Genomic DNA, 25,007 nt, shown 5'->3' on the forward strand with positions numbered 1-25,007 from the left:
TAGATGGGTCCCAAATAGCAGGTGGTCAGCGTAAGTGATCCACCCGGATACAACCGATATTTTGTGGGTACACAGTCTAGGTGTGCCGTTGAGGCGGCTCCGGCCGTAAATGGTGGGTGGTACCACGAATTTAATTCGTCCCCCTGATAATCGCATGATTGATGCAATCATCAGGGGGATTTTTTTTACGCTTCAAGTTATTCTGGTACAAATAAGGAGGACTGATTATGTTCAGAGAAATACGTAAGGGACTATTGTGTTTGTTAGCACTAGGTTGCGTTGTGACCCTGTCGGCGTGCGGGCAAGGTCACTCCGGTAAGGCCAGTCAATTGACCACCGTAACGGTAGGTGGTATTGGCTCTGATTACCAAACGTGGAAACATATTGCCACCACGCCTCAGGCCAAAAAAATTGGGGCTCAAGTTGGACGTTAAGGAAGTTAGCATCGGTAAGCAACTGAATGACGAGACCGCCAACGGTGATATTGATGTGAATGCATTCCAATCGTACGCCTACTTCAAAGCCTACAATCAGGAAACCCACGGGAAAAAGGTGGCGGCACTGGGTACGACTTACCTTGAGCCTGTGGGAATCTACTCACACAAATATCACAACGTGAAGTCGTTACCGCAGCGGGCGACGGTGGCAATTTCCAGCAATCCTGCTAATGGTGCTCGGGACCTATTGTTGTTGCAACGGGCCGGGTTAATCAAACTGAAAAAGGGGTTCAATACCTTTGGCACCGTCCGGGATATCACGAGTAACCCGAAACAACTCGTCATCAAGGCAATCAACGAGGACTCAGCCGCGCGGTATTTGGACGACTTTGACGCCGTGTTGATTTCGAACACCATTGCGCTTGAGGCAAAGATGAACGTCCTGAAGGATTCAATCTACCACGAACGGGCCAACGCCTCGACCAAGCAGAACATCAACATTTGGCGACAACCAAAGCACAAAAGGACAACGCTACCTATAAAAAATTAGTTAAGTTGTACCACGAGCCGGCCATTCAGCGCTGGATAAAACAGAAGTTTGACGGCACAAAGGTTGAGGTCAACAAATCCTTGTCCTATCTGCAACAATAACCGGAATGTCGTTGCCAAATAGTCGTGTTGAGTTGCTTTGGGGGTAGTGCGGCGGCGCTACCGACTGTGGGTACGTATGCTATAATTGTGTTTAATATTATGGTTAAAAAAAGGAGACCAGGTTTTGGGTCCAAAACGTGCTTACATAGATTTATACGTGCTGGCGCCCTACGTGGTGCTGAGCTTATTCAGTATCATCATGGTGTATTCTGCTAGCGGTGATTATATTCACATGCAGTTCGACCTCAGTACTACTGCGTACATGTGGCGACAAATGGCGTTTGTCTTGGTGGGCTTTGCACTCTGCACGGTCACCTTTATGTTACGAATAGGGGTACTCCGCCGACCGTGGTTCCTAGGTGGCGGGATGGTGATTACCATCGCCCTACTCATGTACCTACTCGTTAAGGGGCGGGTTAACCCGTCCACTGCTATTAACGGGGCGAGTTCATGGATTCCTGTTGGTCCAATCAACATTCAACCGTCAGAAATTGGTAAGTTACTGATCGTGCTCTATTTGGCACACATGTTGACGCGACGGGAGGTAAACTTGAACCCCCGGTCACTGATTGATTCGGCCCGGGTTTTGCGCGCGCCTTTGGGCATGGTGGTTGTTATCCTGATTCTCGTTTTCTTACAACCAGATACTGGTGGGGCAGCTATTTTGGCGTCAATCATTATCGTCATGGTTTTTGCTAGTGGGTTAAGGTGGCAAACGGGATTGGGCTTCTTGACGGTCGGCGGGCTACTGGCGGGTGGTGGTTATTACCTGCTGGTCAACAAATTTCAGGGTTTGCTGTCGAGTCACTACCAAGGGCGGCGGCTGCTCGCCGTCCTGCACCCCTTTGCCATGCAAAAAGTTGAGGGTAAACAGCTGGTCAACTCGATGTACGCCATTAATCATGGTGGCCTGTTTGGTGTGGGCCTGGGTAACGGCACCATCAAGTTAGGGTACCTGCCTGAGCCGTATACCGATTTTATCCTGTCAGTCATCACGGAAGAGCTGGGTATTCTTGGCGGCATTGTGGTGGTGGGCATGATTTTCTTCCTGGTCTGGCGGACCATGCTGGTTGGGATTCGCGCGCATTCCACGTACAAGGCGTTGCTCATGTACGGGATTGCGACGATGTTGTTCATTCAAACCACGTTTAACGTGGGTGGTGTTTTGGGTGTTCTGCCCATCACGGGTGTGACGTTGCCCTTTGTTAGTTATGGTGGTTCCAGTTTCATGATTCTGTCGGTGGCCATTGGTATTGTCCTGAACGTGAGTGCGACTGAGCGCCGCGATCGGGCAGCCGGAATTGGCGCTGACGGGCGGTTAGATGTGAAGTAGTCACTGTGTTGCCCCTTGGTGGGTAACACGTACATATTTTGAGGAGGAACGACGATGCAAAAGGTGTTGGTGGCCAACCGCGGGGAAATTGCCATTCGCATTTTCCGTGCGTGTGAAGAACTGGGGTTACGCACCGTGGGCATATACGCTGCGGAGGATAGCCTGTCCTTGCACCGGTTCAAGGCCGACGAGAGTTACCAGGTAGGAGAGGGGCGTGAAGCCGTCGCCGCCTACTTGGACATGGATGATATTATTCGTATTGCTCAACAGTCCGGTGCCGATGCCATTCATCCCGGTTACGGGTTGCTGAGCGAGAACGCCGAGTTTGCCCGCAAAGTCCGGGCGGCAGGATTAACGTTTGTGGGTCCGCAAACCGCATTACTGGAGACTTTTGGTGACAAAGTTGCGGCGAAAGCCGCAGCAGTTGCGCACGGTCTCACGGTCATCCCTGGTACGCCCGAACCGACCCACGACTTTGCCGAAATCCAGGCGTTTGCGGATAAACACGGCTTCCCGCTGATGCTGAAGTCTGCTAGCGGTGGTGGCGGTAAGGGAATGCGCATTGTCCATTCCGATGATGAATTGAGCAAGGTCTACCCGGTAGCGGCTTCCGAGGCGCGCACTAGTTTTGGTGACGATCGGATGTACGTTGAACGGTACCTCCAGAACGCCAAACATATTGAAGTTCAGGTTGTGGGTGATAGCCACGGTCATTTACTACACCTGTTTGAACGGGATTGTTCCGTGCAGCGGCGTAACCAGAAAGTTGTTGAAATTGCGCCGGCTGTTGGTTTGCCACAGGACTTACGCAACCGTATTTGTGCGGCTGCGGCTCACTTTATGGCCGCGATGCACTACGAAAATGCCGGTACCATTGAGTTCCTGGTGGAAGGCGATAAGTTTTATTTCATTGAAGTTAATCCGCGCATCCAGGTTGAACACACCGTCACCGAGGCCATTACGGGTTTGGACATTGTCCAGGCACAGCTGCAGGTGGCCGCAGGGGCGGACCTTTTCACCGATGTTGGTTGGCCCCAACAGGATCAGCTGACGTTCCGCGGTGCGGCGATTCAATGCCGAATCACTACTGAGGATGCACAAAACGGCTTCATGCCCGATACCGGTACGATTCTCACCTACCGGTCTCCGGGTGGGTTAGGCGTGCGGCTAGATGGTGGTAACGCGTATGCGGGGGCTGAAATCACGCCCTACTTTGATTCCTTACTGGTAAAAGTAAGCGTAGCAGGGTACAACTTCAAGAGTGCCTGCGCCAAGATGCTGCGCGTATTGCGCGAATTCAAAATTATTGGCGTAAAGACGAACTTACCGTTTTTGGAGCAGGTAATCACGCACCCGACGTTTACAAGCGGGAGCGCAACCACCAATTTTATCGATGAGTCGCCCGAGTTGTTCGACTTTGATACTCCCCGGCATGTCTCTAACCAAGTGTTGAGTTATGTCGGTAAAATTACGGTTAACGGCTTCCCTGGGCAGGAACACAAGCCCCAGCACAACTACGCTAAGCTACAGTACCGGGCACACGTTGACGAGCAGTCGGCCAGTCAACCGGACCTGGTGGCAATGCTGCATGACCAGGGTGCGGGTGCCGTCGCCAAGTGGCTGCGTGATGAACCGCGACTTTTGATGACCGACACTTCTTTCCGTGATGCGCACCAGTCATTGTTTGCGACGCGGATGCGAACGGCGGACATGCTGCGGGTGGCTCCAGACTATGGTCGGGCACTCCCCAACCTGTTTTCGGCCGAAATGTGGGGTGGGGCGACCTTCGATGTTGCCTACCGCTTCCTGGATGAGGATCCGTGGGCCCGTTTGGCGGCGTTGCGTAAGGCGTTACCGCACACGTTACTACAGATGCTGTTCCGTGGCAGTAACGCGGTGGGTTACAAAAACTACCCGGATAACGTTATCAAGGGGTTCATTGCTGAAGCCGCTAAAACTGGTATCGACGTCTTCCGTATCTTTGACAGCTTAAACTGGCTCCCACAATTACAGCCAAGCATTGAGGCCGTCAAGGATACGGGCAAAATTGCCGAAGCGACCATCTGCTACACTGGCGATATTTTGAGCTCGGTGCACCCTCAGTATGATTTGAAGTACTACGTTGATTTGGCCAAAGAATTGGCGAACACCGGGGCCGATATCATCGCCGTGAAGGACATGGCGGCGCTACTCACGCCCGGAGCCGCTAACGTGTTGGTGAGTGCACTCAAAGACGCGGTGGACCTGCCGATTCACCTACACACCCATGACACTACCGGCAACGGGGTGGCAACTTATGTGGCCGCTGCTAAGGCCGGGGTGGACGTGGTTGATGTTGCTCAGTCAGCGGTAGCGGGAACGACCAGCCAGCCCAGCATGGAGAGTCTGTACTACGCGTTGGCCGGTAATGACCGCCAGCCAGATTTGAACATCAAAGACGCTGAGCTCATCGACGATTACTTTAGGGATGTGCGGCCGTACTACAACAACTTTGCGAACCATGTTAGTGGTCCGTTGACCCGCGTGTACCAGGTCGAGATGCCTGGTGGGCAATACTCGAACCTGCAGCAGCAGGCGAAGAGCATGGGGATTGACGACTTCAACACCGTGATGGATATGTACGAACAGGTCAACGATATGTTCGGCGACCTCATTAAGGTGACCCCTAGTTCCAAAGTTGTGGGTGACATGGCACTGTTTATGTTGCAGCAGGGTCTGACGCCGGCCGACGTGATACGGGATGGCGAACACATCGACTTTCCTGAGTCCGTGGTATCCTTCTTCCGTGGTGAGTTGGGTCAGCCGCCATTTGGCTTCCCCAAGGACCTGCAACGGATTGTGCTCCACGGCGAACAGCCACTGGCACAGCGTCCGGGCGAGGTGTTGCCACCGGTTGACTTTGACGCGGTGGCACAGCAGTTACAGCAGGATGGGGTGGCACACCCCACGCAGCAACAAATTCTGAGCGCAATTTTGTATCCGGATGTGTACGCGGATTATCGTCACCGTCAGGATGAATTTGGCCCCGTAACCGCTCTGGACACACCGGTGTTCTTCCAAGGACTCCACGTGGGTCAGCAAACTGCCGTCACGGTTGCACCCGGGCGTACCTACGTGGTGCGGCTAGACACTGTTGGTGATCCCGACGCAGCCGGACAGCGGATGCTATACTTTACGGTGAACGGTCAGAAACGGCAAATTATGGTGCGGGATGATTCCGTTGGTCATACTGCGGGTAGCGTGCAGTTTGCTGATCCTGCAGATGACCACCAAGTTGCGGCGCCAATGGGTGGCCGCATTCTCGAGGTGAAGGTTCATGCTGGCGACCAGGTGTCAGCTGGTGATGAACTCTTCGTCTCGGAGGCCATGAAGATGGAAACGGTGGTGCACGCCCAAGTTGACGGTACGGTCAGTCACGTGTACGTTAACGGTGGTGACACGGTTGCCTCGGGGCAGTTATTAGCAAAACTGCAGGCACAATAACGATGAATTTTTAGAGGAATGATTTTATGTTGACAGTGAAGGATCGGCAGGGTGTTGCCGTATGGTTGTACTCAATGCGTCAAGTGCGACAATTGCGTCGTTACGGGACGGTGATGTACACCACTAAAAAAAATTAAAGTACGCCCTGTTGTACGTCGATGGTAACGAGGCCGAAGCAACGGTCGACAAGCTGAAGCACTTACGGTTTGTGAAGGATGCCGAGGTCTCGCACCGACCAGAATTGGACTTGACTTTTAGTGGCGAGCTTGGTGATCCCAATGCCCGTCGGTACGAGGACGAGTTCCCCCCGAATGAGCACGGATACGAAGAGGAGACACAGCATGAGGGTCGTTAGTGGCGAGTTTCGCGGCCGGCGGTTGAACATGGTGCCGGGTGATACGACGCGGCCCACTGCTGACAAAGTCAAGGAATCAATCTTCAATATGATTGGGCCCTACTTTGACGGCGGTCAGGCCCTTGACCTGTACGCTGGCACGGGCGGCCTGGGGATTGAGGCCGTTTCTCGGGGGATGGCTCACGCCACTTTGGTCGACTCGGCTTACCAGGCCGTCAAAACGATTAAACAAAACGTCGCCCTGCTTAACGCGCAGGACCGGTTTACGGTGGTGAAGCGTTCCGTTCAGGCAGCGTGTGCCGCGCTGAGTGCCGATCACCGCCAATTCGACTTGGTGATGATGGACCCACCGTACGCCCAGCAACGGGTGTTGGCCGAACTAGCTAGCTTTGTTGAGCTGAATTTGTTAGTTCCTGGAGCCACCGTGGCGGTGGAAACGGGGACGGACGTGCAGTACCCCGAGCAAATAGCCGGGTACCGTATTCACCGGTTACAGACCTACAAAGTCGCTCAGGTTTTGGTCTTGGAAAGGACTGAGGATGCATGACGGACAAAGTGGCCATTTTCCCTGGTAGTTTTGACCCGTTTACCAACGGGCATTTGGATACCGTACGGCGCGCGAGCACAATGTTTGACCGGGTGGTGGTCGCCGTCATGACTAATACTAGTAAGCGCCCACTGTTTAGTGCGGACGAAAAGACCGCGTTGATTCAGACGGCCGTCGCACAATTAGCCAACGTGAGTGTGGTCGCTCAACCGGCGGCTCTGACGGTTGACTTTGCCCGCCAGCTCCACGCACAGTTCATCGTGCGGGGGTTACGGAACGTACAGGATTTTAGCTATGAGAACGACATTGCGGCCGTCAATGCCCGCTTGGCCCCGGATATTCAAACGGTATTGTTACCCGCCAAAGCGGATTACGCCGCCATTTCCTCCTCTATTATTAAGGAGGTCGCGTCGTTTGGTGGGGATGTGAGCACCATGGTACCCGCAAACGTTGCGGCGGCCTTGCGGGACAAGTTAGGGGGGAGTGTGCAGTGACGAAAAAGCGTAATGGACGTCGACGCACACTCATTACAACCCTGGTGGTTATCACTCTGGTGGTGGCCGCCTTTTTATTTGTGCCTACGGGTAAGTACGTTGAGGTCCCAGGGTCAGCCAGCGTCACGAGTAAGTTCGTCCACGTTGCGGGGAAAAAAAGACCGGCAACCCGGCAGCTACCGGTTAATGACCGTCTCGATCATTGGCCCGGCTACACCCGCTATATTACTGTGGGCTCACTGGCAACCTTTTGCTGAGGTTGACAGCAAGTCCGACTTGATGGGCAATGCAACGACGGCTGAGTATAACGCCCTGCAACGCTACTACATCAAGAGCGCCGCCAACGCAGCGGTTGTGGCCGCAATGCGTGCAGCGCGGCGGCCAGTGAAGGTACATTCCCGAGGGATTTACGTAATGTCATTATTACGGAACTCCCCGTTGAAGGGTCACGTGCGTCCAGGCGACGTCATCACCAAAATTAATGGTCAACAATACCAGCGGGCATCCGGCTACACGGCGGCAATTGCCCGGCTCAAAGTGGGTGAGCGCGTGCGAGTAACCTACACACACCGTGGACGGCAGCATAACGTGACGGTTAAACTGGTGCGGTTAACGCAAACTCACCGGGCGGGAATTGGTATTACCCTAACCGACCGTACCGCGGTGACGAGTACCCCCCACGTGCGCATTGATGCGGGTGATATTGGTGGGCCCAGCGCCGGCCTAATCTTTGCTTTGGAAACCTACCAGCAGGTGACCGGTGATAACTTAAGGAATGGGCGCATCGTGGCGGGAACCGGCACGATAGACGAGCAGGGCAAAGTGGGAGCGATTGGTGGCATCGATAAAAAGGTGTCAGCTGCCGCTAAGGCTGGTGCAACCATTTTCTTTGCGCCGGATGTTCCCGCGACGCGAGCCATGCTGCGTGAGGATCCACATTACGTTAACAATTACGTGGTGGCACGCCGGGCCGCTAAAAAAAATTGGTACCAAGATGCGAATAGTACCCGTGCGGAGCTCCAACAGGCCATCAGTTACTTGCGCACACATAAATAACTTTGTGGTCGTCCCCAGCTTGTTTAGCCACTGTGACGTGGAGCAGTTGGGAGCGACTTTTTTTTATTGCAGTAGTGCGCAGTACGGTGACGGGTAGTCTGTGTAGGGGCCTGGTCAAAATGTTAGATTAATTTGGCCCGCCGTGTAGTCAAACCCATGCTCCTTGCGAAATGTTAATGCAAGGGGGGCACAGCATGGGCAAAATTTGGCAACTACTACGTGATTATTGGCAGTACGCGGCGATGGGTGTATTAGCCATCTTGGTTTTCGGCGTCTGGGCTTGGGCGCAACTGGTTGGTCACACACAGGCCGCCAAACCGGTACAGGCTTCTGTGAGTTTGACCACCACTTCGAGTAATCATTCAAGTAGCGGTATATCAACCCGGCCAGTACTAGTACTGGTTCAGCAGGATACGTGTACATTTCGGGTGCTGTCCGCCACCCCGGGTTGTACCACGTGCGGACGACTACCCGGTGGGCCGACGTGGTTCAGGCAGCGGGTGGGTTGACGGACGACGCGGATTCACGTCAGGTCAACCTCGCGCGCTATGCCCGTGACCAAGAAAATCTAAGTATTCCCGCCAAGGGTGAACAGGCGGTTAGTACCACTGGCGACGTTGCGGTTGTGAGTGGTAGCGGAAATGGCGGTTCCACTAACGCTGATGCGGTGGGCAAACAAATTGACCTCAACGCCGCTACTTTGGCCGATTTACAAACGATTTCCGGAGTGGGTCCCAAGCGGGCGCAGGATATTATTGACTACCGTGACCAACATGGTGGGTTCAAATCCGTTGATGAATTAAAGGACATTAGCGGAATTGGTGACAAAATTTTTGCCGACCTAGAACCACACTTGATGGTGGGGAGTGCACCTTGAATCAGCGGGCGGTGGTGGTAGTGGTTCCACTAATTGGTTGCCAGTTATTGTGGCTGGGACCGCTCTGGCTAGGCGTCATTATTTTGTTAGTAGCCGTTTGGCGGGGGTGGCGTTTAGGCTGGCGGTGGCTCGTATTAGGTTGTGTTCTTGGATTAGTGAGCGGCGGTGTCGAAGCATGAGGACACGTAATCCCACGGTTCCGAATGGTGTGATTGTTGTCCAGCCACTAGTTGGCGGGCTGGCAGCGATCATTACTATAACTTTAGCGGGCAAAGTAGTAATGGGATATACGTCACTGGTGGGGGCACGGTAGACGATGAGGCTGGGCGCAAAATTGACAATGCCACGCGCCCACTCACCGTAACCTGCTCGGAGCCGGCCGAACGAATTACCGGGCCCCGTAACTTGTACGAGTTTGATTATCGTGACTTTGCGTGGGCACAGTACCACCAGGCTTACCGGTTTCCCGGCCAGAAATTACGGGTGGCTGTTCGGAACAGTAAGAGCGTGGTGGACTGGTTGTATGGCGTCCGTAACCGGCTATTAATGCGTATGGATCGGCTACCCAATAAGATGAACACTTATGCCCGCGCGTTGATACTGGGCTTGATGGACGGTCAGATGACAGATATGCGTGATGTTTTCAGCCGGTTAGGCATTATCCACCTTTTTTTTCCGTCTCCGGGTTACACATCTTTGCCTTGGTCGGCATGTTGTATTGGTTGACCGACCGGTTGCGCGTTCCCCGCGAGTGGTTGATTGGAGTCTGCTAGTATTGTTACCAACGCTACTGGTCATTATTCCGCCCGGTGCGGGGATTGTGCGGTCCGTCTGGATGCGCTTCTTGCAGGTGCTGAATGATCGGTGGTCGTGGCACTTAACAACGTTGGATGTTTTTTTGCGCGGTGTTAGCGGTCAACTTATTGTGGCAGCCACGTGTACTAACGACGCTCGGTGGACAACTCACTTATCTATTGACCTTCTTTTTAGTTGTGCAACCAATGCGTGGCCGCTGGCGGAGTGCGTTAACGATGGCCGGAGTAAGTATGCCACCACTACTGGTGGCAATGTACGGGGTACACCCGTTAACTTTCGCCTTTAACTGCGTTTTGATGCCCGTCTTTGAACGTGTGCTCATGCCAGTATTGATTGTGGCCGTGTGTTGGCCGGGATGCCCGTTGTGGCCGGCGTGCAACGTGATGTTGACTAGATTTGAATCTGGACTAATTTGGTTAGGTCAGTTGCCGGGGTACTGGCATTTTGCTGCCTTACCTTGGGTGGCAGGTCTAATGCTATTGTGGTTGATTTTACGGGCCGTCGTCCGGCGCCGCTGGCTTACACCGATATTAGTCACGCTCATTATGTACATGTGGGTGAATATCCATCCACAATGGCGGGTGACGATTATTGATGTGGGGCAGGGCGATTCGATTCTGATTGAGGCTCCGTGGAAACAAGCTACGGTCCTGATTGATACTGGCGGGCGCGCGTTTGGGGAGACTAGTAGCCCACCGGCAAAGCGGGTCACGCTGAATTATTTGGCGGCCCGGGGGATTACCCACCTGGACATGTTGGTGTTAACCCATCCTGATGCTGACCACGTGGGGGATGCCGCGGTGATTACCAAAGGCATCGCTGTACGGCAAATAGTGACTACCCGACTGCAGCTGGGGCTAAACTCATTACTGGCGCACAGGTTGCTGGCCGGCCGCGCATACGGACAGTTATGGCTGGCAGCCGATTGAAAGTGGGACCGTTACGGTTAGACGTGGTGGCGCCCAACCACGAGACGGAAGATACCAACAGTAACTCGGTGGTACTCTATGGTAAGATTGGTGATAGCAATTGGTTGCTAACGGGCGATGCTGACCAACAGGTTGAAACCGAGCAACTACAACCGCAAAATTTAGCGGTCGATTTTTTTGAAGGTGGGGCACCATGGCTCTAAAACTTCGTCAAACCCCGCGTTTATTGCTGCCATACACCCGCAGTTGGGGTTGGCATCAGCAGGAGTGAATAATCGATACGGCCATCCCCATGCGGAGACGGTCGCCACTTTTAACAATCTAGGCATACCGTTTTTGGTCACGAGCCAAACGGGGATGATTTGGGTTGACTCGTCGGGGCAAAGTCACAGCGTGCACACGTTTCTGCATTAAATTGTTAGTGAGTGGCAGTGCAATTAACACGGATACGGTGAGGAATAAATGAACGTAGATAAACTAACGCAAAGTATTAGTTCTGGCCAGGTGGGCCCGGTGTACCTAGTGACGGGGACCGAGACGGCCCTTAATCAGCGAGCCTTAGCGGCGTTACGCGCAATTGTGCCAGCAGATCAACAGACAATGAATTATTCACGTTACGACTTACGTGAGACGGACCTAGACACCATTATGAACGAAGTGGATGAGCTGCCCTTTTTCGGTGATTACCGTGAGATTGTGTTGGATAATCCAGACTTTTTAACGGGCAGTGGGAGCGTGACCAAACAGGAATCTGCGATTAACGATCTAGTAGATTACTTACAACAGCCCGCAACCACTACGGTGCTGGTGTTTATGGCGCCTTACCCGAAGTTAGATGCACGTAAACGGGTGGTGAAAGCCCTCAAAAAGGCGGCCACGTTAGTTGAAACCAAGCCGTTAAGTGAGGCGGACGCCCGGCGCACGATTCGTGCGGATTTGGCGCAACAGCAGGTCAGCATCACGGACGGTGGCTGGATGCTCTGATTGCCCGGACGCAATCGGATTATTCAGCCATGGTCGCGGCTTTGCCTAAACTCAGTATGTACGCCCACAATACGGGGTCGGTGGATGCTGACGCCGTGGAACAGTTGGTTCCGCGACAGCTAACGGACAGTGTCTTTGACATGGTGAGTGCGGTGATGCAACGTAATGTGGCCTCAGCGCTACGCCAATACCGTGAGCTACTGCAGCAGCAGGAAGAGCCGTTGAGACTCATTAGTCTGTTGGAATCGCAATTTCGTTTACTAATTCAGGTGCAGATTTTTAATAGTCGTGGGTACACTCAGGGGGCAGCGGCGGATGCGCTGAAAGTACACCCGTATCGTGTTAAGCTCGCATGGCGGTCGGTCCGCCAACTCGACCACGATGACTTGACTACGGCTTATGATATGCTGGTCAGGACCGAGACGGCCATGAAGCGGGGGACGGTTGACAAGGAGCTAGGGTTTGAATTATTCGTGCTACAATTTGCTGGCAACGGTAAACGGTATGCACGGCAGTAATTATTTCGGACCTTACGCCACTGGGATGTAACGAAAAAAAAGCGCCGCCCAAGTCAATTGGGCGACGCCTTTTTTTTAAGTAAGTATTGATTACTTGTTGTTAATAGCTGCAAGACGGGACTTGTCACGCGCTGCTTTGTTAGCGTGGATGAGGCCCTTGCTCTTAGCCATGTCGATGGCCCGGGTAGCAGCCTGGAACAGTTCCTGACTGTCATCGGCGCCGGTAGCCTTAGCCGTCTTAAACTTCTTGATCGTGGTACGAAGGGCGCTACGCTGAGCTGCGTTACGCTGACGTGCACTTTCTTGAGTAATGACGCGCTTCTTTGCGGACTTAATCTGTGGCATTTGATTCACCTCCGGGTGCTATATTTGGTTAGTTGCAAACTCCTAGTTTCAACAGGAATAAATTATACCCAAAAGCCGTCAAGGTTGCAACGTTTACACGTTAATTCCGTAAAAACTTGCAAATCGGGTGGGGGTTGGGTAGAATTAACAGCTGTATTGCGAACCCTAACTTGGTTCGGCGGCCCACCGGCGTCCTACTCAGTTAGTGGCAATAACATTAAGTAAAGGTGGAAATAACGATGGCTATTTCACAAACTCGTAAGAACGAAATTATTAAGCAGTATGCACGTCACGATGGTGACACTGGTTCACCAGAAGTGCAGATTGCCGTATTGACGGCTGACATCCTGGCCTTGAACGACCACTTGTCCGTACACAAGAAGGACCACCACTCATACGTTGGTCTGTTGAAGAAGATTGGTCAACGTCGTAACCTGTTGGCTTACCTGCGGAACAAGGACGTTGTTCGTTACCGCGAGCTGATCAAGAGCTTGGGTCTGCGTCACTAAAATTTGTTTCATTAAAAAGTCACGGCCTTGGGTCGCGGCTTTTTTTGTGGGTCGCGAATTTTTGCGGTGAGGGTGACTAATGTCACGCGGCACGGATGATTGTTGTTTAACCGCGTCGTACGTGTGGCACTAGTCCCTGTCTGTGGCCGTCACTACCACTAATCCGTAGCAAGTATGGTCTGGCCCATTATTTATTTACATTGAGATGTGGTAGACTGGCAATAAGTGCTTTTGTGTACGGATTGGTTACCATACCGGTAGCCTAGAAAAATCTCTGAGGTGAAGTAATGACTAAGATTAACGTAGTCGCACTCGGGGGTGTACGTGAGAATGGTAAGAACATGTACGCCGTCGAAGTAGACGACCAAATTTTTGTATGCGATTTTGGGTTGAAATACCCGGATAATGATTTGTTGGGGATTGACATCGTCATTCCCGACTTGACGTATTTGGAAGATAATATTGACAAAGTGGCAGGTATCTTCCTCACGCACGGTCATGCCGATGCAGTGGGGGCGTTGCCGTATTTCCTGTCCGAGCACCAGGTGCCCGTCTTTGGTAGTGAATTGACCATTGCCATCGCCCAGATTTTCATGGGCCAGCACCCGCGGACAAAGAAGTTCAAGGATTACCACGTCATTGACGATAAGTCGGTGATTGATTTTGGTGATGTGTCCGTTAGCTTCTTTAAGACAACCCACTCCATCCCGGGCTCTTTGGGGATTGATATCGACACACCTGAAGGCCAAGTGGTCTACACGGGCGACTTTAAGTTTGACCAAAGTGCAGCCCCCATGTACCAAACGGATTACCAGCGTTTGGCGCAAATCGGGAGTAAACGGGTGCTAGCTTTGTTATCCGATTCGGCTAACGCTGAGTCACCATACCAGATTGCCAGCGAGCGTGAGATTGCGGACACCATTGCTGAGGACTTCAAGTACCACGAGGGGCGAATTATTGTCGCCGCCGTTGCCAGCAACATTATGCGGATTCAGCAAGTGCTCAACGCAGCAGCCGCAACTAACCGGCGTGTGGTACTGACTGGCCGGGACGTCCAGAAGATTGTGCAGACGGCCATCAAGATGGACTACCTGCACTTACCCAACGGCGAAATTCTGGCAACAACGAAGGAATTGAAGCAGCTCAAGCCAGAAGAGACCGTTGTGCTGGAAACCGGCAAGATGGGCGAACCGCTCAAGTCTTTGGACCGGATGGCTACGTCACGCCACCGCCTCGTACACATTAACGAGGGCGATTTGGTGTACATCGTGACTACTCCGTCACACGCAATGGAAACCGCGGTTGCTCGGACCAAGGACTCGATTTACCGTGCAGGCGGCGACGTGAAGACCGTTACGGACAAGTTCCACGTTTCGGGCCACGGTACGCGGACTGACTTGCAGTTGATGCAAAATATCATGCACGCCGAGAACTTAATTCCGGTTCAGGGCGAGTACCGTAACCTATCGGCACACGCGGAAGCGCTCCACGAAATTGGGGTACCGTTTGAGAACATCTTTATTCCCAAAGTCGGCGACATTATTAGTTACGACAAGGGTAAGATGAACATTTCCGGTACTGTACCCGCTGGTAACACCATGATTGATGGTATTGGTGTGGGCGATATTGGCAATATTGTGCTCCGCGACCGGAAAATGTTGTCTGAAGATGGCATCTTGATTGCCGTAGTGACGATTGATCGGCGCAAAAAGCGCGTCGTTGCCCGGCCTAAGATTCAAAGTCGGGGCTTTGTGTACATTAAGACCAGCAAAGATTTATTGGCCGAATGTGGACAAATTGTCAAAGACACGATTCAACACAACTTGGATGACAAGAAGTTTGATTGGGGCGACCTGAAGCAGGACGTGCGGGACAAGCTTTCCCGGTACCTCTTTGACCAGACTAAGCGTCGGCCGGTTATTTTGCCGGTCATCATGGAAGTGAACCAGAACAGCGCCAAGCGGCAATAACCTTGTCGTGAAGGAGTGAATACTATGGGCAACGTAGTTAACTTTCCGCAGTCAGCTAAGCAGCTCCGCGAGCTCGGATTACAGGCCTTTAATGACGGCGATTTTCACCGCGCTGTGAGTCAGCTAGAGCAACTGGAGCAGTCATACCCCGATGATGTGACTCCAAATGACGACCAGGCTTTAGCGACTGCATATATAGAACTTGGCGAGGCTGATGAGGCTAACGCGGTGATTCAAGATGTAGTAGACGACATCGCCAGCAGTGCCGACGGACGGCAGTTACTCATCAAGATTGCGGCAGGGGTCCCTGATTTTCCGCTGGGTTCGTATGTGATCAACATGACTGAGGACGACACCGAAACCACCGCGTCGATTAACGTGATGGCCGAAGTTATGGAGCGGTACGTCAACGAACACGGGTCCGCAATTAAAGCCAGTAAGCGGCACCTGCGCAACCTTGGTGGCATGAACCTCGTGGAACAGGAACAGTTTGTGACCACGGAACTGAGCAAGCTTCCCTATGTGGATGTTGACGACTCACTAGCCGTGGCCCTGGTAGATCCCGACGTACATCCCGCGGTCCGTAGTTCGTTGGTGACGTGGTCTTTAATGGCCACACCAGCCACGGTGATCAAGGTGCGGGTGTATGACCGTGTGATCACGGTTGATACGACCAGTCTAGTAATGCCTGGGGATGATGACACCAGCCAGGCGGTCTTGGGTGCAATTGTTGATAAGTTACCTGAGCGGGAAGAATTAGTCCAAATGCTGGTACCAACATTTTTTTGTGTTGCTGGGTTTCTTGTACCCAGCAGTCGACGAATTTATCCAGGATGTCGACGAGTTTGCTGCGACCGCGGTGGATCCACAGCGTGAGTCGCCATATCGCGAGCTCATTGATTGGCTCACTGCAAAAGCACAGGAATTAAGTGATGTTGGGACCAATTTGGATAACTAATTTATGTTAATAGCGAGAATAAAAAGCAATTAATGGTTTACATGAGTCGGAAAACTCGATATAATCACTTTCGGAAATTAAATTCCAGTGAAACGGGTTTGCGTTTCCCGCTATATGTAGTACACTTAAACGTAAAGAATTCACGGGATAGGCGTTCTGTCCTGGTTTCTTACAAATAATTCAGGAGGTTCGTTTTTTCATGGCTGAAAAAGAACATTATGAACGTACCAAGCCCCACGTTAACATTGGGACTATTGGTCACGTTGACCACGGTAAGACCACTTTAACCGCTGCTATCACTAAGGTGCTTAGCGAAAAGGGTCTGGCAAAGGCGCAAGATTACGCAAGTATCGACGCTGCACCAGAAGAAAAGGAACGTGGGATTACCATCAACACTGCCCACGTTGAATACGAAACGGAAAAGCGTCACTACGCCCACATCGATGCACCAGGGCACGCTGACTACGTTAAGAACATGATCACTGGTGCCGCCCAGATGGACGGTGCAATCTTGGTTGTTGCCGCAACTGATGGCCCTATGCCACAGACGCGTGAACACATCCTGCTTGCTCGCCAGGTTGGTGTTGAACACATCGTTGTCTTCTTGAACAAGACTGACCTTGTTGACGACCCAGAACTGGTTGACCTGGTTGAAATGGAAGTTCGGGAACTCTTGTCCGAATACGATTTCCCTGGGGATGACATTCCTGTCCTCCGTGGTTCTGCCCTCAAGGCTCTTGAAGGCGACCCAGAGCAGGAAAAGGTTATCATGGAACTCATGGACACGGTTGACGAATACATCCCAACCCCTGTTCGTGAAAACGACAAGCCTTTCTTGATGCCTGTTGAAGACGTCTTCACTATCACTGGTCGTGGTACTGTTGCTTCCGGTCGTATCGACCGTGGGCAGGTTAAGGTCGGCGATGAAGTTGAAATCGTTGGTCTGAAGGAAGACGTTCTGAAGTCCACCGTTACGGGTCTGGAAATGTTCCGTAAGACTCTGGACCTTGGTGAAGCCGGCGATAACGTTGGTGTCCTGCTTCGTGGTGTTAACCGCGACCAGGTTGAACGTGGACAGGTTCTGGCTAAGCCAGGTTCGATCCAGGTTCACAACAAGTTCAAGGGTGAAGTCTACATCTTGACAAAGGACGAAGGTGGCCGTCACACGCCATTCTTCTCCAACTACCGTCCTCAGTTCTACTTCCACACGACTGATGTTACCGGTGTCATCGAATTGCCAGACGGCGTTGAGATGGTTATGCCTGGTGACCGTGTCACTTTCGAAGTTGACCTGATTGCACCTGTTGCCATTGAACTTGGTACTAAGTTCACCGTTCGTGAAGGTGGCCGTACCGTTGGTGCCGGTGTTGTTACGGAAATCATGGACTAATTAATTCGTTAATTAGGACAAAGAAAAAGATGCCTCCGGGCGTCTTTTTTTTTATTATTATTGAAAATTGTTTTACAACCATACTGGTTTCAGGTAAGATAATACGGTATGTATAGCAGTATTCAGCACGTATGGATGCTGAAAATACTAAAGTCGGAGGATTAGCATGACCGCAGAATGGACTAAGCAAGGCGCCGTAACTGGCGAATTGACTTTTGATATCGCACAGGATGAAATCAAGCAGGGGCTCGATAAGGCCTTCGTTAAGGTACGCAAGAGTTTAACTGTTCCTGGTTTCCGTAAGGGTAAGGTACCTCGCGTCATCTTTGACCAGATGTACGGTGAGGGCGCATTGTACGAAGACGCACTGAACATCTTACTGCCAGACGCCTACGAACACGCCGTTGATGAAGCTGGAATTGACCCAGTGGATCAGCCAGAGCTGTCCGTTGAGAGCATGGATGAGGGCAAGCCTTGGTCCATCAAGGCTACCGTTACGGTTAAGCCGGACGTTAAGCTTGGCGACTACAAGGGTATTAGCGTGCCTAAGCAGAACAAGCGCGTTTACGTGGCTGACGTGAACAAGGAGCTCGACAAGAAGCGCGAGCAGCAGGCCGAATTGGTTGTCACCGAAGATGCAGCCAAGGAAGGCGATACCGTCGTCATCGACTACGTTGGTACCGTTGATGGCAAGGAATTCGATGGCGGCTCCGCCAAGAACCACAGCCTTGAACTTGGTTCAGGTGCCTTTATCCCAGGCTTTGAGGACCAGCTCGTTGGCCACAAGACCGGTGATGAAGTAACCGTTAAGGTGACGTTCCCTAAGGAATACCAAGCTTCTGATCTGGCCGGCAAGGATGCAGAATTTGCCGTTACCGTTCACGAGGTTAAGGTTAAGGAAATGCCTGAACTGGACGACGACTTTGCCAAGGACGTTGATGACAGCGTCGAAACTTTGGATGAGTTGAAGGACAAGATTAAGGCTGACCTGAAGAAGCAGAAGGAAGACGCAGCAGAATCCGCTATTGAAGAAGCTGCCATCAAGGGTGCCGTGGACAACGCCACTGTTGAAGAAATTCCGGACGCCATGGTTAAGTCGGACATTGACAACCAGATGCAGCAGTTCCTGGGCAACATGCAGCGTCAGGGGATTAACCCTGACATGTACTACCAGTTGACTGGTACTTCCGAGGCTGACTTGCGCAAGCAGTTCAACCAGGATGCCGAGACTCGCGTCAAGACTAACCTGGTCTTAGAAGCAATCGTGGACGCTGAAGGTATTAAGGCTACTGAGGACGAAATTGACGCCGAAGTTGCTGACCTTGCTAACGATTACGGGATGGAGAAGGATGCTGTTCGTCGGGCACTGACTGACGATATGCTGACTCATGACATCGCCGTTAAGAAGGCAATCAAAGTTATTACTGATAACGCGGTTGAAGAAAAAGCGGCCAAGAAGGACGACGATTCCAACGACGACCAAACTGATTCCGCTAAGTAGTTTTGAACCATCAACACAACTGTGTGCATAGCGCATAGATGCCCCCTGGGGGTAAAAAAAGGGATGACCAGGTTTAAATCCGGGTCATCCCTTCGTTTTTCTGGTATGATGGGTTCAAGAAGGGGTTGAATGCTAAATGTTTGATAACGTTGAGACCAACGGACCTGTAACCTGCTCATTTTGTGGGAAGTCGCAGGACGAGGTAAAGAAGATTGTCGCCGGCCCCGGCGTCTACATTTGTAACGAGTGTATTGATCTTTGCAAACAAATTATTGATGATGAATTTCGTGATGAATCCATGCAGAACCTGACGGAAGTACCTAAGCCAATGGAAATTCTGCAGGTGCTAAACAATTATGTCATTGGACAGGACGCCGCCAAGCGCGCTCTGGCCGTGGCCGTTTATAATCACTACAAGCGGATCAATCAGAACGCGGTGTCCACTGAGGACGAAACTGAGTTGCAGAAGAGTAACATTGCTCTGATTGGACCAACTGGTAGTGGGAAGACCTTCTTGGCGCAAAGTTTGGCGCGCATTCTCAAGGTGCCATTCGCGATTGCTGATGCAACCACACTTACTGAAGCTGGTTATGTTGGCGAAGACGTCGAGAATATTTTGCTCAAGTTGCTGCAGAATGCCGACTTTGATGTGGACCGTGCCCAAAAGGGTATTATCTATATCGATGAAATCGACAAGATTGCAAAGAAGAGCGAAAATGTATCGATCACACGGGATGTTTCTGGTGAGGGTGTGCAGCAGGCGCTGCTGAAGATTCTTGAAGGTACGGTAGCGAGTGTACCGCCGCAGGGTGGTCGTAAGCACCCGCAGCAGGAACTAATCCAGATTGATACCACCAACATCCTCTTTATCGTCGGGGGGGCCTTCGACGGTATTGAAAGTATCGTTAAAAACCGTCTGGGTGAGAAGACGATTGGTTTCGGTACTGACTCGAAGCACCCACAGCTGGATGAAAGCGAGAGCCTCATGCAGCAGATTATTCCTGAAGACCTCATGAGTTTTGGGATTATTCCTGAATTTATTGGGCGAATTCCAATTCTTGCGGCTTTGGAAAAACTGACCGAAAGCGATCTGGTGCGGATTCTCACCGAACCTAAGAACGCACTGGTTAAGCAGTACACCAAGTTGATGTCCCTGGACGGAATTGATTTGGAATTCACGCCGGCAGCGTTACGTGCGATTGCCCACGAGGCAATTGAACGTGATACTGGTGCCCGTGGACTACGGTCAATCATGGAATCAGTGATGCAGGACATTATGTTTGACCTACCTAGCCGGACCGACGTGCAGAAGGCGGTCATCAACAAGGCCGCCGTTACTGGCAAGGGGAAACCCGAGCTCGTACTGCGTGATAAGGAAGCTTCATAATCATCGCGTGGTGATCAACGCGTATCAGGGGACGTCAGTCAAACCGGAAACGGGCGACGGCGTCCTCTTTTTACATAAAATGCGGGGGGACTTTGGTATGCAGGAACAGAACGATTTACGTTTTCTGATTGCTAAGGACAAGTGGTTTAGTGTGCGTGCGGCCGTATTGTTAGTTCATGGTCAGGACGTCCTGGTCAAGCAGGCGCAGCTGCAGGATGGGACCAGCGGGTTACTAATCCCAGGAGGAGCCGTTAAATTTGGTGAGTCGGGGTTAGAAGCTGGTGCCCGTGAGATGCGTGAAGAACTTCAACTAGACCATCTCGACTTGCAGATGGTGGGTATTACGGAAAATTTCTGGCCGGTTGAGGAGGGCGTGCAGGCCCACCAAATAATGATGTTAATGCTGACCAAGATTACGCAGCAACAATTTGACCACCTGAATAATTTGGATATGCAATCGGTCGATCTGCCAGAGGGTACCAACTTGGTGTGGCTACCGTTTGATACGGTCCGGCGAGCGGTTAAGCCGGCGGCGGTGGGAAAGTTGCTGGGGACTGATGGTGGCCTGCAGTATGGGTTGATAGGCGTGAGTAGCATGAGCCTAATTTATGAACGCCCCGTAAAAGCCGCCACGTAAGGGCAACCAGCAATTAAGCCAAGTGCGGGCTTAACAGTCGGTTGTCCTTACGTTCTGGCTTCTAACCGCGGGACTACGCTCTGTGATTATGCTACACTATTATCAGTCAAAGAGAGTGAGGTGCCACATGCAAGTAAACGATGTGGAATTAACCATCAGTGCGGTGTCCCCCGCACAATATCCCGATACCAACCTGGGCGAGGTGGCCTTTGTCGGGCGTAGTAACGTGGGCAAGAGTTCGCTCATTAACACGTTGCTACAGCGTAACAAAATGGCCCGCACGTCCAGTACACCGGGGAAGACCCAAACATTGAACTTCTACCTGCTGAACCAGGAGCTATACTTTGTCGACGTACCGGGATTTGGGTACGCAAAGGTGAGCAAAAAGGCGCGGGCCGAGTTTGCCGCAATGATCGAGGAGTACCTACAAACACGCCAGCAGCTTGGCGGGGTGGTACAGCTAGTCGATGCGCGGCACGAACCAACCGATTTGGATATCTCTATGTATGAGTATTTGCGCTACTATGAGGTACCCGTGTTGGTTGTTGGCACTAAGATTGATAAGGTGAAGAAGAGCCAGTGGAATAAGAGCGAATCCATTCACCGCAAAGGGTTAGGGCTGCAACCAGGTGATGACTGGGTGCCGTTTTCTGCGACTAACAAAGTTGGTCAGGATGCAGTTTGGGAATGGATTGATCAGCACGCAACGGGGGGAAATCATCGTGGACTTTAATGAATATCAACAGTTGGCAAACCGAACGCTCGAGGGTAACGAGCACGTTTTGACGAACCTGTCCTTAGGCTTGGCGAGTGGTACGGGTTCCGTCATTGAGCTGATTAAGAAGTATACATTCCAGGGTGCCGACCTGGATAATGAACAGCTTGAGCACGAGCTGGGGGACGTATTGTGGTACCTCAGCCAGGTGGCATTGTGGGCCAACATTGACTTCGATGACGTCGCTAAACAGAACATTGCGGAGCTGAAAAAGCGGTATCCGCATTCCAGTCATCACTAATAATGCATATTTAAGTGTATATTTACTGATAATATTCATTCAAGTATACAAAAAAGGGGTAGTCGCACTTTCGACTACCCCTTTTTTTTATATGCTGTATTAGTCCTTGTCGTCCTTTTTTTTGCGACTGTTTACGGTCTATCTGCTCATAGGCGCGCTTACGTGCTGCCTCTTCGGCCTTTTTCTTACTGTCAATGGTATCAGTACCCAAATCCACGTCGGGTAAACTGGCAAACTTGTCGAATAGTTTGTCCATATCGTTCTGACGGTTAACCTTTAAACCCATTGCAACGGCCTCCTTTCGGTATCTGGGCGTATTATACCATGCACGCGCCGTAAAGAAAATTGAATTTTATTGCAAAAAAATCGCTTGCATTTCTTGCATAAATATCAATTTGTATGTATAGTAATCAACATAGAAACGGAGGAACGACCGATGAAGAAGTTAACACACGTGCTTTTGGCACTCATTATTAGCATTATCACCGTAGTGGGCTTGACTGGTGGTCATAGTGTCCATGCGGCGACTGATACCAGCCTCCAGAAGGTTGAGGACAAAGGCTACATTGTGATGGGGACTAGTCCCGATTACCCACCGTACGAATTTTTGTCCAAGAACAAGGTGGTGGGGATGGACGTTGAAGTTGGTAAGCGCATTGCGCAGGACCTGGGCGTCAAACTCAAGGTTAAGCAAATGGACTTTGATCAACTACTCGTGGCCCTTGAAACCGGCAAGGTGGACATGGTGATTTCTGGGATGTCCCCAACTTCTGAGCGTGCCAAGCACGTTGACTTCAGCAAGGTCTACTACAAGGTGGGCAAAACATTATCGTCAACAAGGCCGACGCTAAGTTGTACGCTAAGGGCAAGAGTTCACTGACTGGCAAAAAGGTGGGCGCCCAAACTGGTAGTTTGCAGCAAACCTTGGCCAAGAAGCAGATTAAAAACAGCCAGGTGACCGGTTTGGCCAAGACTACTGACCTGTTGCTGGACCTGAAGAGCCACAAAGTTGACGCTGTCGTTTTGGAAAAGCCCGTAGCCGATGCCTACGCGGCTAACGATGCTTCATTGACGTCCATTGATGGTCACTTTGATTTGGGTAGTGACATGCAGGGTACGGCCATTGGGTTTGCTAAGGGCTCCGACGCCTTAGTGAACAAGGTCAACAAGACGATCGACAAAATCAACAAGGGTAACCTGACTGACGGGTACCTGAAGACCGCTGCCACCTACATGAAGACCAACACTAAGAACACCAGCATGCTGGCATACTGGAAGGTCTTCGGTAAGGGTGTTTGGTACACCATCTTTATTTCGCTCGTTGCGGTTGTCTTTGGTGTACTGGGCGGGATCATCTTTGCCCTCATGCGCCTGTCGAAGAGCAAGGTTCTGCACGGTATTGCGGTTGCGTACATCGAATTTATTCGGGGCACACCGTTGATGATTCAAGTGATGTTCGTGTACTTCGGGATTGGGATGGTTGTCAGCATTCCCGCCCTGGTTTCTGGGATTATCGCAGTGGCTATCAACTCATCGGCCTACGTTGCTGAAATATTCCGGAGTGGTATTAATAGTATTCCGGTCGGTCAAACTGAGGCAGCACGTTCATTGGGCCTGTCGCAGCGTGAAACCATGCAGAGCGTGGTTTTGCCCCAGGCGTTGAAGAACATCTGGCCAGCTTTGGGTAACGAATTTGTTTCCCTGATTAAGGAAAGTTCCATCGTTTCGATTATTGGGGTCACGGACCTGATTTACCAATTGAAGGTTGTGCAGACAGATACGTACAAAGGTGTGGCACCAATTGCCGTTGCCATGGTGCTCTACTTCATCATGACGTTCACGTTGTCCAAGATCCTCAACCACTTTGAAGGGAAGATGAAGCATGAAGGATAGTAAAGCGTTGATTGAAATTAAGGACCTAAAGAAGTCCTTCGGTGACAACGAGGTTTTGACCGGGATTAACGAAACCGTACATCAGGGCGACGTTATCGTGGTAATCGGTGCTTCCGGTGGTGGGAAGAGTACCTTTCTCCGTAGCCTCAACTGTCTGAACAACCCAACCTCAGGTGAAATCATGTTTGAGGGCACTAACCTAGTGGGGCTATCTGAGAAGGAGCTCGACAAGGTGCGTGAAAAGATGGGGATGGTGTTCCAGCAGTTTAACCTCTTCCCCAACATGACGGTGCTTGACAATATTACTTTGGCCCCCAAAAAGGTCAAGGGTATGGACGATGGTCAGGCGCAGGAACTGGCCAAGCAGCTATTGGAGCAAGTGGGACTGGGTGATAAGGCCGATGCCTATCCAGCCAGCCTGTCTGGTGGGCAGCAGCAACGTGTCGCCATCGCCCGGGCGTTGGCGATGAAGCCGGACGTGATGTTGTTCGACGAACCCACCAGTGCGCTGGACCCCGAAATGGTTGGCGAAGTGCTGAAAGTTATGCAGGACTTAGCACAGTCGGGGATGACCATGATTGTGGTGACGCACGAAATGGGTTTTGCCCGTGAGGTGGCCGATCAGGTCTGGTTCATGGACGGTGGTCAAATCGTCGAAAAGGGTGCGCCTGATGATATCTTTACCCACCCAAAGGAAGACCGGACTAAGGACTTCCTGAGCAAGGTATTGACCCAGTAATTTATTGGTACTAACAACAAGGAAGCGTGTTGTAGCAGTTAGACGGGGAGTCTAATGGCTGCGGCGCGCTTCCTCGTTTTTGGTTAGAACTAAACATGTGGTCTTCAGAGTGGCGGATCTGGCCGGTGCGGGTGCTGTGAGGTGCTGCGACTTTGTGGACCGCTCCACGGTGACCGCTGCTC

Annotated in this window: 25 protein-coding genes and 2 pseudogenes; 25 read left to right on the forward strand and 2 right to left on the reverse strand. The window is 51.7% G+C overall.

Going from position 1 to position 25,007, the window contains the following annotated elements; translation table 11 throughout:
• The first annotated feature begins 227 nt into the window (after positions 1–227).
• From JCM12539_RS09175 to holA (JCM12539_RS14810), 14 genes and pseudogenes are all read left to right on the forward strand, one after another.
• A pseudogene (locus JCM12539_RS09175) lies at positions 228–1,088 on the forward strand (MetQ/NlpA family ABC transporter substrate-binding protein).
• Between the two features lie 124 nt (positions 1,089–1,212).
• Complete coding sequence (locus JCM12539_RS09180; protein WP_054650901.1) at positions 1,213–2,421, forward strand: FtsW/RodA/SpoVE family cell cycle protein; 1,209 nt, start codon at positions 1,213–1,215, stop codon at positions 2,419–2,421.
• Between the two features lie 54 nt (positions 2,422–2,475).
• On the forward strand, positions 2,476–5,904 hold the full coding sequence (locus tag JCM12539_RS09185; RefSeq protein ID WP_054650903.1) for a pyruvate carboxylase: 3,429 nt from the start codon (positions 2,476–2,478) through the stop codon (positions 5,902–5,904).
• 74 nt (positions 5,905–5,978) lie between these two features.
• Positions 5,979–6,041 carry a DUF2129 domain-containing protein gene (locus JCM12539_RS14795; RefSeq protein WP_263849786.1) on the forward strand — a complete coding sequence of 21 codons (63 nt, stop codon included), beginning with the start codon at positions 5,979–5,981 and terminating at the stop codon, positions 6,039–6,041.
• 11 nt (positions 6,042–6,052) lie between these two features.
• On the forward strand, positions 6,053–6,259 hold the full coding sequence (locus JCM12539_RS14800; protein ID WP_263849785.1) for a DUF2129 domain-containing protein: 207 nt from the start codon (positions 6,053–6,055) through the stop codon (positions 6,257–6,259).
• The gene (rsmD, locus tag JCM12539_RS09195; RefSeq protein WP_054650905.1) at positions 6,246–6,806 is read left to right on the forward strand and encodes a 16S rRNA (guanine(966)-N(2))-methyltransferase RsmD; all 561 of its coding nucleotides are present in this window, start codon (positions 6,246–6,248) and stop codon (positions 6,804–6,806) included. Before JCM12539_RS14800 ends, rsmD begins: the two co-directional genes overlap by 14 nt.
• Positions 6,803–7,300 (forward strand): pantetheine-phosphate adenylyltransferase, encoded by a 498-nt coding sequence (coaD, locus tag JCM12539_RS09200; protein WP_054650907.1) that lies wholly within the window; start codon positions 6,803–6,805, stop codon positions 7,298–7,300. The genes rsmD and coaD overlap by 4 nt, the downstream gene beginning before the upstream one ends.
• A 186-nt stretch (positions 7,301–7,486) precedes the next feature.
• Positions 7,487–8,356, forward strand: coding sequence for a SepM family pheromone-processing serine protease (locus JCM12539_RS09205; RefSeq protein WP_225350330.1), 870 nt, complete (start codon positions 7,487–7,489; stop codon positions 8,354–8,356).
• Positions 8,357–8,771: 415 nt separating this feature from the next.
• Positions 8,772–9,233, forward strand: coding sequence for a helix-hairpin-helix domain-containing protein (locus JCM12539_RS09215; protein WP_082405451.1), 462 nt, complete (start codon positions 8,772–8,774; stop codon positions 9,231–9,233).
• A gap of 405 nt (positions 9,234–9,638) precedes the next feature.
• Positions 9,639–9,959: a hypothetical protein gene (locus JCM12539_RS09220; protein ID WP_054650913.1), complete on the forward strand. Its 321-nt coding sequence runs from the start codon at positions 9,639–9,641 to the stop codon at positions 9,957–9,959.
• Positions 9,960–10,123: 164 nt separating this feature from the next.
• A complete protein-coding gene (locus JCM12539_RS12805) occupies positions 10,124–10,978 on the forward strand; it encodes a ComEC/Rec2 family competence protein (RefSeq protein ID WP_082405452.1) in 855 nt (284 codons plus the stop codon).
• Entirely contained in the window at positions 10,975–11,181 is a 207-nt protein-coding gene (locus JCM12539_RS09235) for an MBL fold metallo-hydrolase (RefSeq protein ID WP_156302163.1), read from the forward strand. Before JCM12539_RS12805 ends, JCM12539_RS09235 begins: the two co-directional genes overlap by 4 nt.
• Before the next feature lie 259 nt (positions 11,182–11,440).
• On the forward strand, positions 11,441–11,962 hold the full coding sequence (holA, locus tag JCM12539_RS14805; RefSeq protein ID WP_054650921.1) for a DNA polymerase III subunit delta: 522 nt from the start codon (positions 11,441–11,443) through the stop codon (positions 11,960–11,962).
• Between the two features lie 29 nt (positions 11,963–11,991).
• The gene (gene holA, locus JCM12539_RS14810) at positions 11,992–12,480 is read left to right on the forward strand and encodes a DNA polymerase III subunit delta (protein ID WP_054650923.1); all 489 of its coding nucleotides are present in this window, start codon (positions 11,992–11,994) and stop codon (positions 12,478–12,480) included.
• Positions 12,481–12,570: 90 nt separating this feature from the next.
• Here the strand turns inward: holA (JCM12539_RS14810) and rpsT are convergent, their stop codons facing one another.
• Positions 12,571–12,825 carry a 30S ribosomal protein S20 gene (gene rpsT / locus JCM12539_RS09250; RefSeq protein WP_054650925.1) on the reverse strand — a complete coding sequence of 85 codons (255 nt, stop codon included), beginning with the start codon at positions 12,823–12,825 and terminating at the stop codon, positions 12,571–12,573.
• 239 nt (positions 12,826–13,064) lie between these two features.
• Here rpsT and rpsO point away from each other — a divergent pair, with 239 nt between their 5' ends.
• The 9 genes from rpsO to JCM12539_RS09295 all read left to right on the forward strand — a co-directional run bounded on the left by rpsO (position 13,065) and on the right by JCM12539_RS09295 (position 22,193).
• The gene (rpsO, locus tag JCM12539_RS09255) at positions 13,065–13,334 is read left to right on the forward strand and encodes a 30S ribosomal protein S15 (RefSeq protein WP_054650927.1); all 270 of its coding nucleotides are present in this window, start codon (positions 13,065–13,067) and stop codon (positions 13,332–13,334) included.
• Positions 13,335–13,621: 287 nt separating this feature from the next.
• A complete protein-coding gene (locus JCM12539_RS09260) occupies positions 13,622–15,304 on the forward strand; it encodes a ribonuclease J (RefSeq protein WP_054650929.1) in 1,683 nt (560 codons plus the stop codon).
• A 24-nt stretch (positions 15,305–15,328) separates the two neighbouring features.
• Positions 15,329–16,180 (forward strand): tetratricopeptide repeat protein, encoded by an 852-nt coding sequence (locus JCM12539_RS09265; RefSeq protein ID WP_054650931.1) that lies wholly within the window; start codon positions 15,329–15,331, stop codon positions 16,178–16,180.
• 281 nt (positions 16,181–16,461) lie between these two features.
• Complete coding sequence (gene tuf / locus JCM12539_RS09270) at positions 16,462–17,652, forward strand: elongation factor Tu (RefSeq protein WP_054650933.1); 1,191 nt, start codon at positions 16,462–16,464, stop codon at positions 17,650–17,652.
• A gap of 166 nt (positions 17,653–17,818) precedes the next feature.
• Positions 17,819–19,153, forward strand: a complete 1,335-nt coding sequence (tig, locus tag JCM12539_RS09275) for a trigger factor (protein WP_054650935.1) — start codon at positions 17,819–17,821, stop codon at positions 19,151–19,153.
• Positions 19,154–19,289: 136 nt separating this feature from the next.
• Positions 19,290–20,540: an ATP-dependent Clp protease ATP-binding subunit ClpX gene (gene clpX, locus JCM12539_RS09280; protein WP_054650937.1), complete on the forward strand. Its 1,251-nt coding sequence runs from the start codon at positions 19,290–19,292 to the stop codon at positions 20,538–20,540.
• Positions 20,541–20,637: 97 nt separating this feature from the next.
• Positions 20,638–21,177 carry an NUDIX domain-containing protein gene (locus JCM12539_RS09285; protein WP_162204112.1) on the forward strand — a complete coding sequence of 180 codons (540 nt, stop codon included), beginning with the start codon at positions 20,638–20,640 and terminating at the stop codon, positions 21,175–21,177.
• A gap of 127 nt (positions 21,178–21,304) precedes the next feature.
• Positions 21,305–21,910 (forward strand): ribosome biogenesis GTP-binding protein YihA/YsxC, encoded by a 606-nt coding sequence (gene yihA / locus JCM12539_RS09290; RefSeq protein ID WP_054650941.1) that lies wholly within the window; start codon positions 21,305–21,307, stop codon positions 21,908–21,910.
• On the forward strand, positions 21,900–22,193 hold the full coding sequence (locus JCM12539_RS09295; RefSeq protein WP_054650943.1) for a nucleoside triphosphate pyrophosphohydrolase family protein: 294 nt from the start codon (positions 21,900–21,902) through the stop codon (positions 22,191–22,193). Before yihA ends, JCM12539_RS09295 begins: the two co-directional genes overlap by 11 nt.
• Before the next feature lie 22 nt (positions 22,194–22,215).
• Here the strand turns inward: JCM12539_RS09295 and JCM12539_RS09300 are convergent, their stop codons facing one another.
• Positions 22,216–22,479: an SPJ_0845 family protein gene (locus JCM12539_RS09300; RefSeq protein ID WP_054650945.1), complete on the reverse strand. Its 264-nt coding sequence runs from the start codon at positions 22,477–22,479 to the stop codon at positions 22,216–22,218.
• Positions 22,480–22,629: 150 nt separating this feature from the next.
• Here JCM12539_RS09300 and JCM12539_RS09305 point away from each other — a divergent pair.
• A pseudogene (locus JCM12539_RS09305) lies at positions 22,630–24,086 on the forward strand (ABC transporter substrate-binding protein/permease).
• Positions 24,076–24,825 (forward strand): amino acid ABC transporter ATP-binding protein, encoded by a 750-nt coding sequence (locus JCM12539_RS09310; protein WP_054650947.1) that lies wholly within the window; start codon positions 24,076–24,078, stop codon positions 24,823–24,825. The pseudogene JCM12539_RS09305 and the gene JCM12539_RS09310 overlap by 11 nt, the downstream one beginning before the upstream one ends.
• The last annotated feature ends 182 nt before the right edge of the window (positions 24,826–25,007 follow it).

The organism is Lacticaseibacillus pantheris DSM 15945 = JCM 12539 = NBRC 106106 (assembly GCF_001311175.1).
Lineage (GTDB): Bacteria > Bacillota > Bacilli > Lactobacillales > Lactobacillaceae > Lacticaseibacillus > Lacticaseibacillus pantheris.

What these genes read in the sequence shown, in the direction of transcription:
- JCM12539_RS09185 (WP_054650903.1), top strand. Translation starts at nt 2,476, where the DNA reads ATGCAAAAGGTGTTGGTGGCCAACCGCGGGGAAATTGCCATTCGCATT.
- rsmD (WP_054650905.1), top strand. Translation starts at nt 6,246, where the DNA reads ATGAGGGTCGTTAGTGGCGAGTTTCGCGGCCGGCGGTTGAACATGGTG.
- coaD (WP_054650907.1), top strand. Translation starts at nt 6,803, where the DNA reads ATGACGGACAAAGTGGCCATTTTCCCTGGTAGTTTTGACCCGTTTACC.
- JCM12539_RS09205 (WP_225350330.1), top strand. Translation starts at nt 7,487, where the DNA reads ATGACCGTCTCGATCATTGGCCCGGCTACACCCGCTATATTACTGTGG.
- JCM12539_RS12805 (WP_082405452.1), top strand. Translation starts at nt 10,124, where the DNA reads ATGTTTTTTTGCGCGGTGTTAGCGGTCAACTTATTGTGGCAGCCACGT.
- holA (WP_054650921.1), top strand. Translation starts at nt 11,441, where the DNA reads ATGAACGTAGATAAACTAACGCAAAGTATTAGTTCTGGCCAGGTGGGC.
- holA (WP_054650923.1), top strand. Translation starts at nt 11,992, where the DNA reads ATGGTCGCGGCTTTGCCTAAACTCAGTATGTACGCCCACAATACGGGG.
- rpsT (WP_054650925.1), bottom strand. Translation starts at nt 12,825, where the DNA reads ATGCCACAGATTAAGTCCGCAAAGAAGCGCGTCATTACTCAAGAAAGT.
- rpsO (WP_054650927.1), top strand. Translation starts at nt 13,065, where the DNA reads ATGGCTATTTCACAAACTCGTAAGAACGAAATTATTAAGCAGTATGCA.
- JCM12539_RS09260 (WP_054650929.1), top strand. Translation starts at nt 13,622, where the DNA reads ATGACTAAGATTAACGTAGTCGCACTCGGGGGTGTACGTGAGAATGGT.
- JCM12539_RS09265 (WP_054650931.1), top strand. Translation starts at nt 15,329, where the DNA reads ATGGGCAACGTAGTTAACTTTCCGCAGTCAGCTAAGCAGCTCCGCGAG.
- tuf (WP_054650933.1), top strand. Translation starts at nt 16,462, where the DNA reads ATGGCTGAAAAAGAACATTATGAACGTACCAAGCCCCACGTTAACATT.
- tig (WP_054650935.1), top strand. Translation starts at nt 17,819, where the DNA reads ATGACCGCAGAATGGACTAAGCAAGGCGCCGTAACTGGCGAATTGACT.
- clpX (WP_054650937.1), top strand. Translation starts at nt 19,290, where the DNA reads ATGTTTGATAACGTTGAGACCAACGGACCTGTAACCTGCTCATTTTGT.
- JCM12539_RS09285 (WP_162204112.1), top strand. Translation starts at nt 20,638, where the DNA reads ATGCAGGAACAGAACGATTTACGTTTTCTGATTGCTAAGGACAAGTGG.
- yihA (WP_054650941.1), top strand. Translation starts at nt 21,305, where the DNA reads ATGCAAGTAAACGATGTGGAATTAACCATCAGTGCGGTGTCCCCCGCA.
- JCM12539_RS09300 (WP_054650945.1), bottom strand. Translation starts at nt 22,479, where the DNA reads ATGGGTTTAAAGGTTAACCGTCAGAACGATATGGACAAACTATTCGAC.
- JCM12539_RS09310 (WP_054650947.1), top strand. Translation starts at nt 24,076, where the DNA reads ATGAAGGATAGTAAAGCGTTGATTGAAATTAAGGACCTAAAGAAGTCC.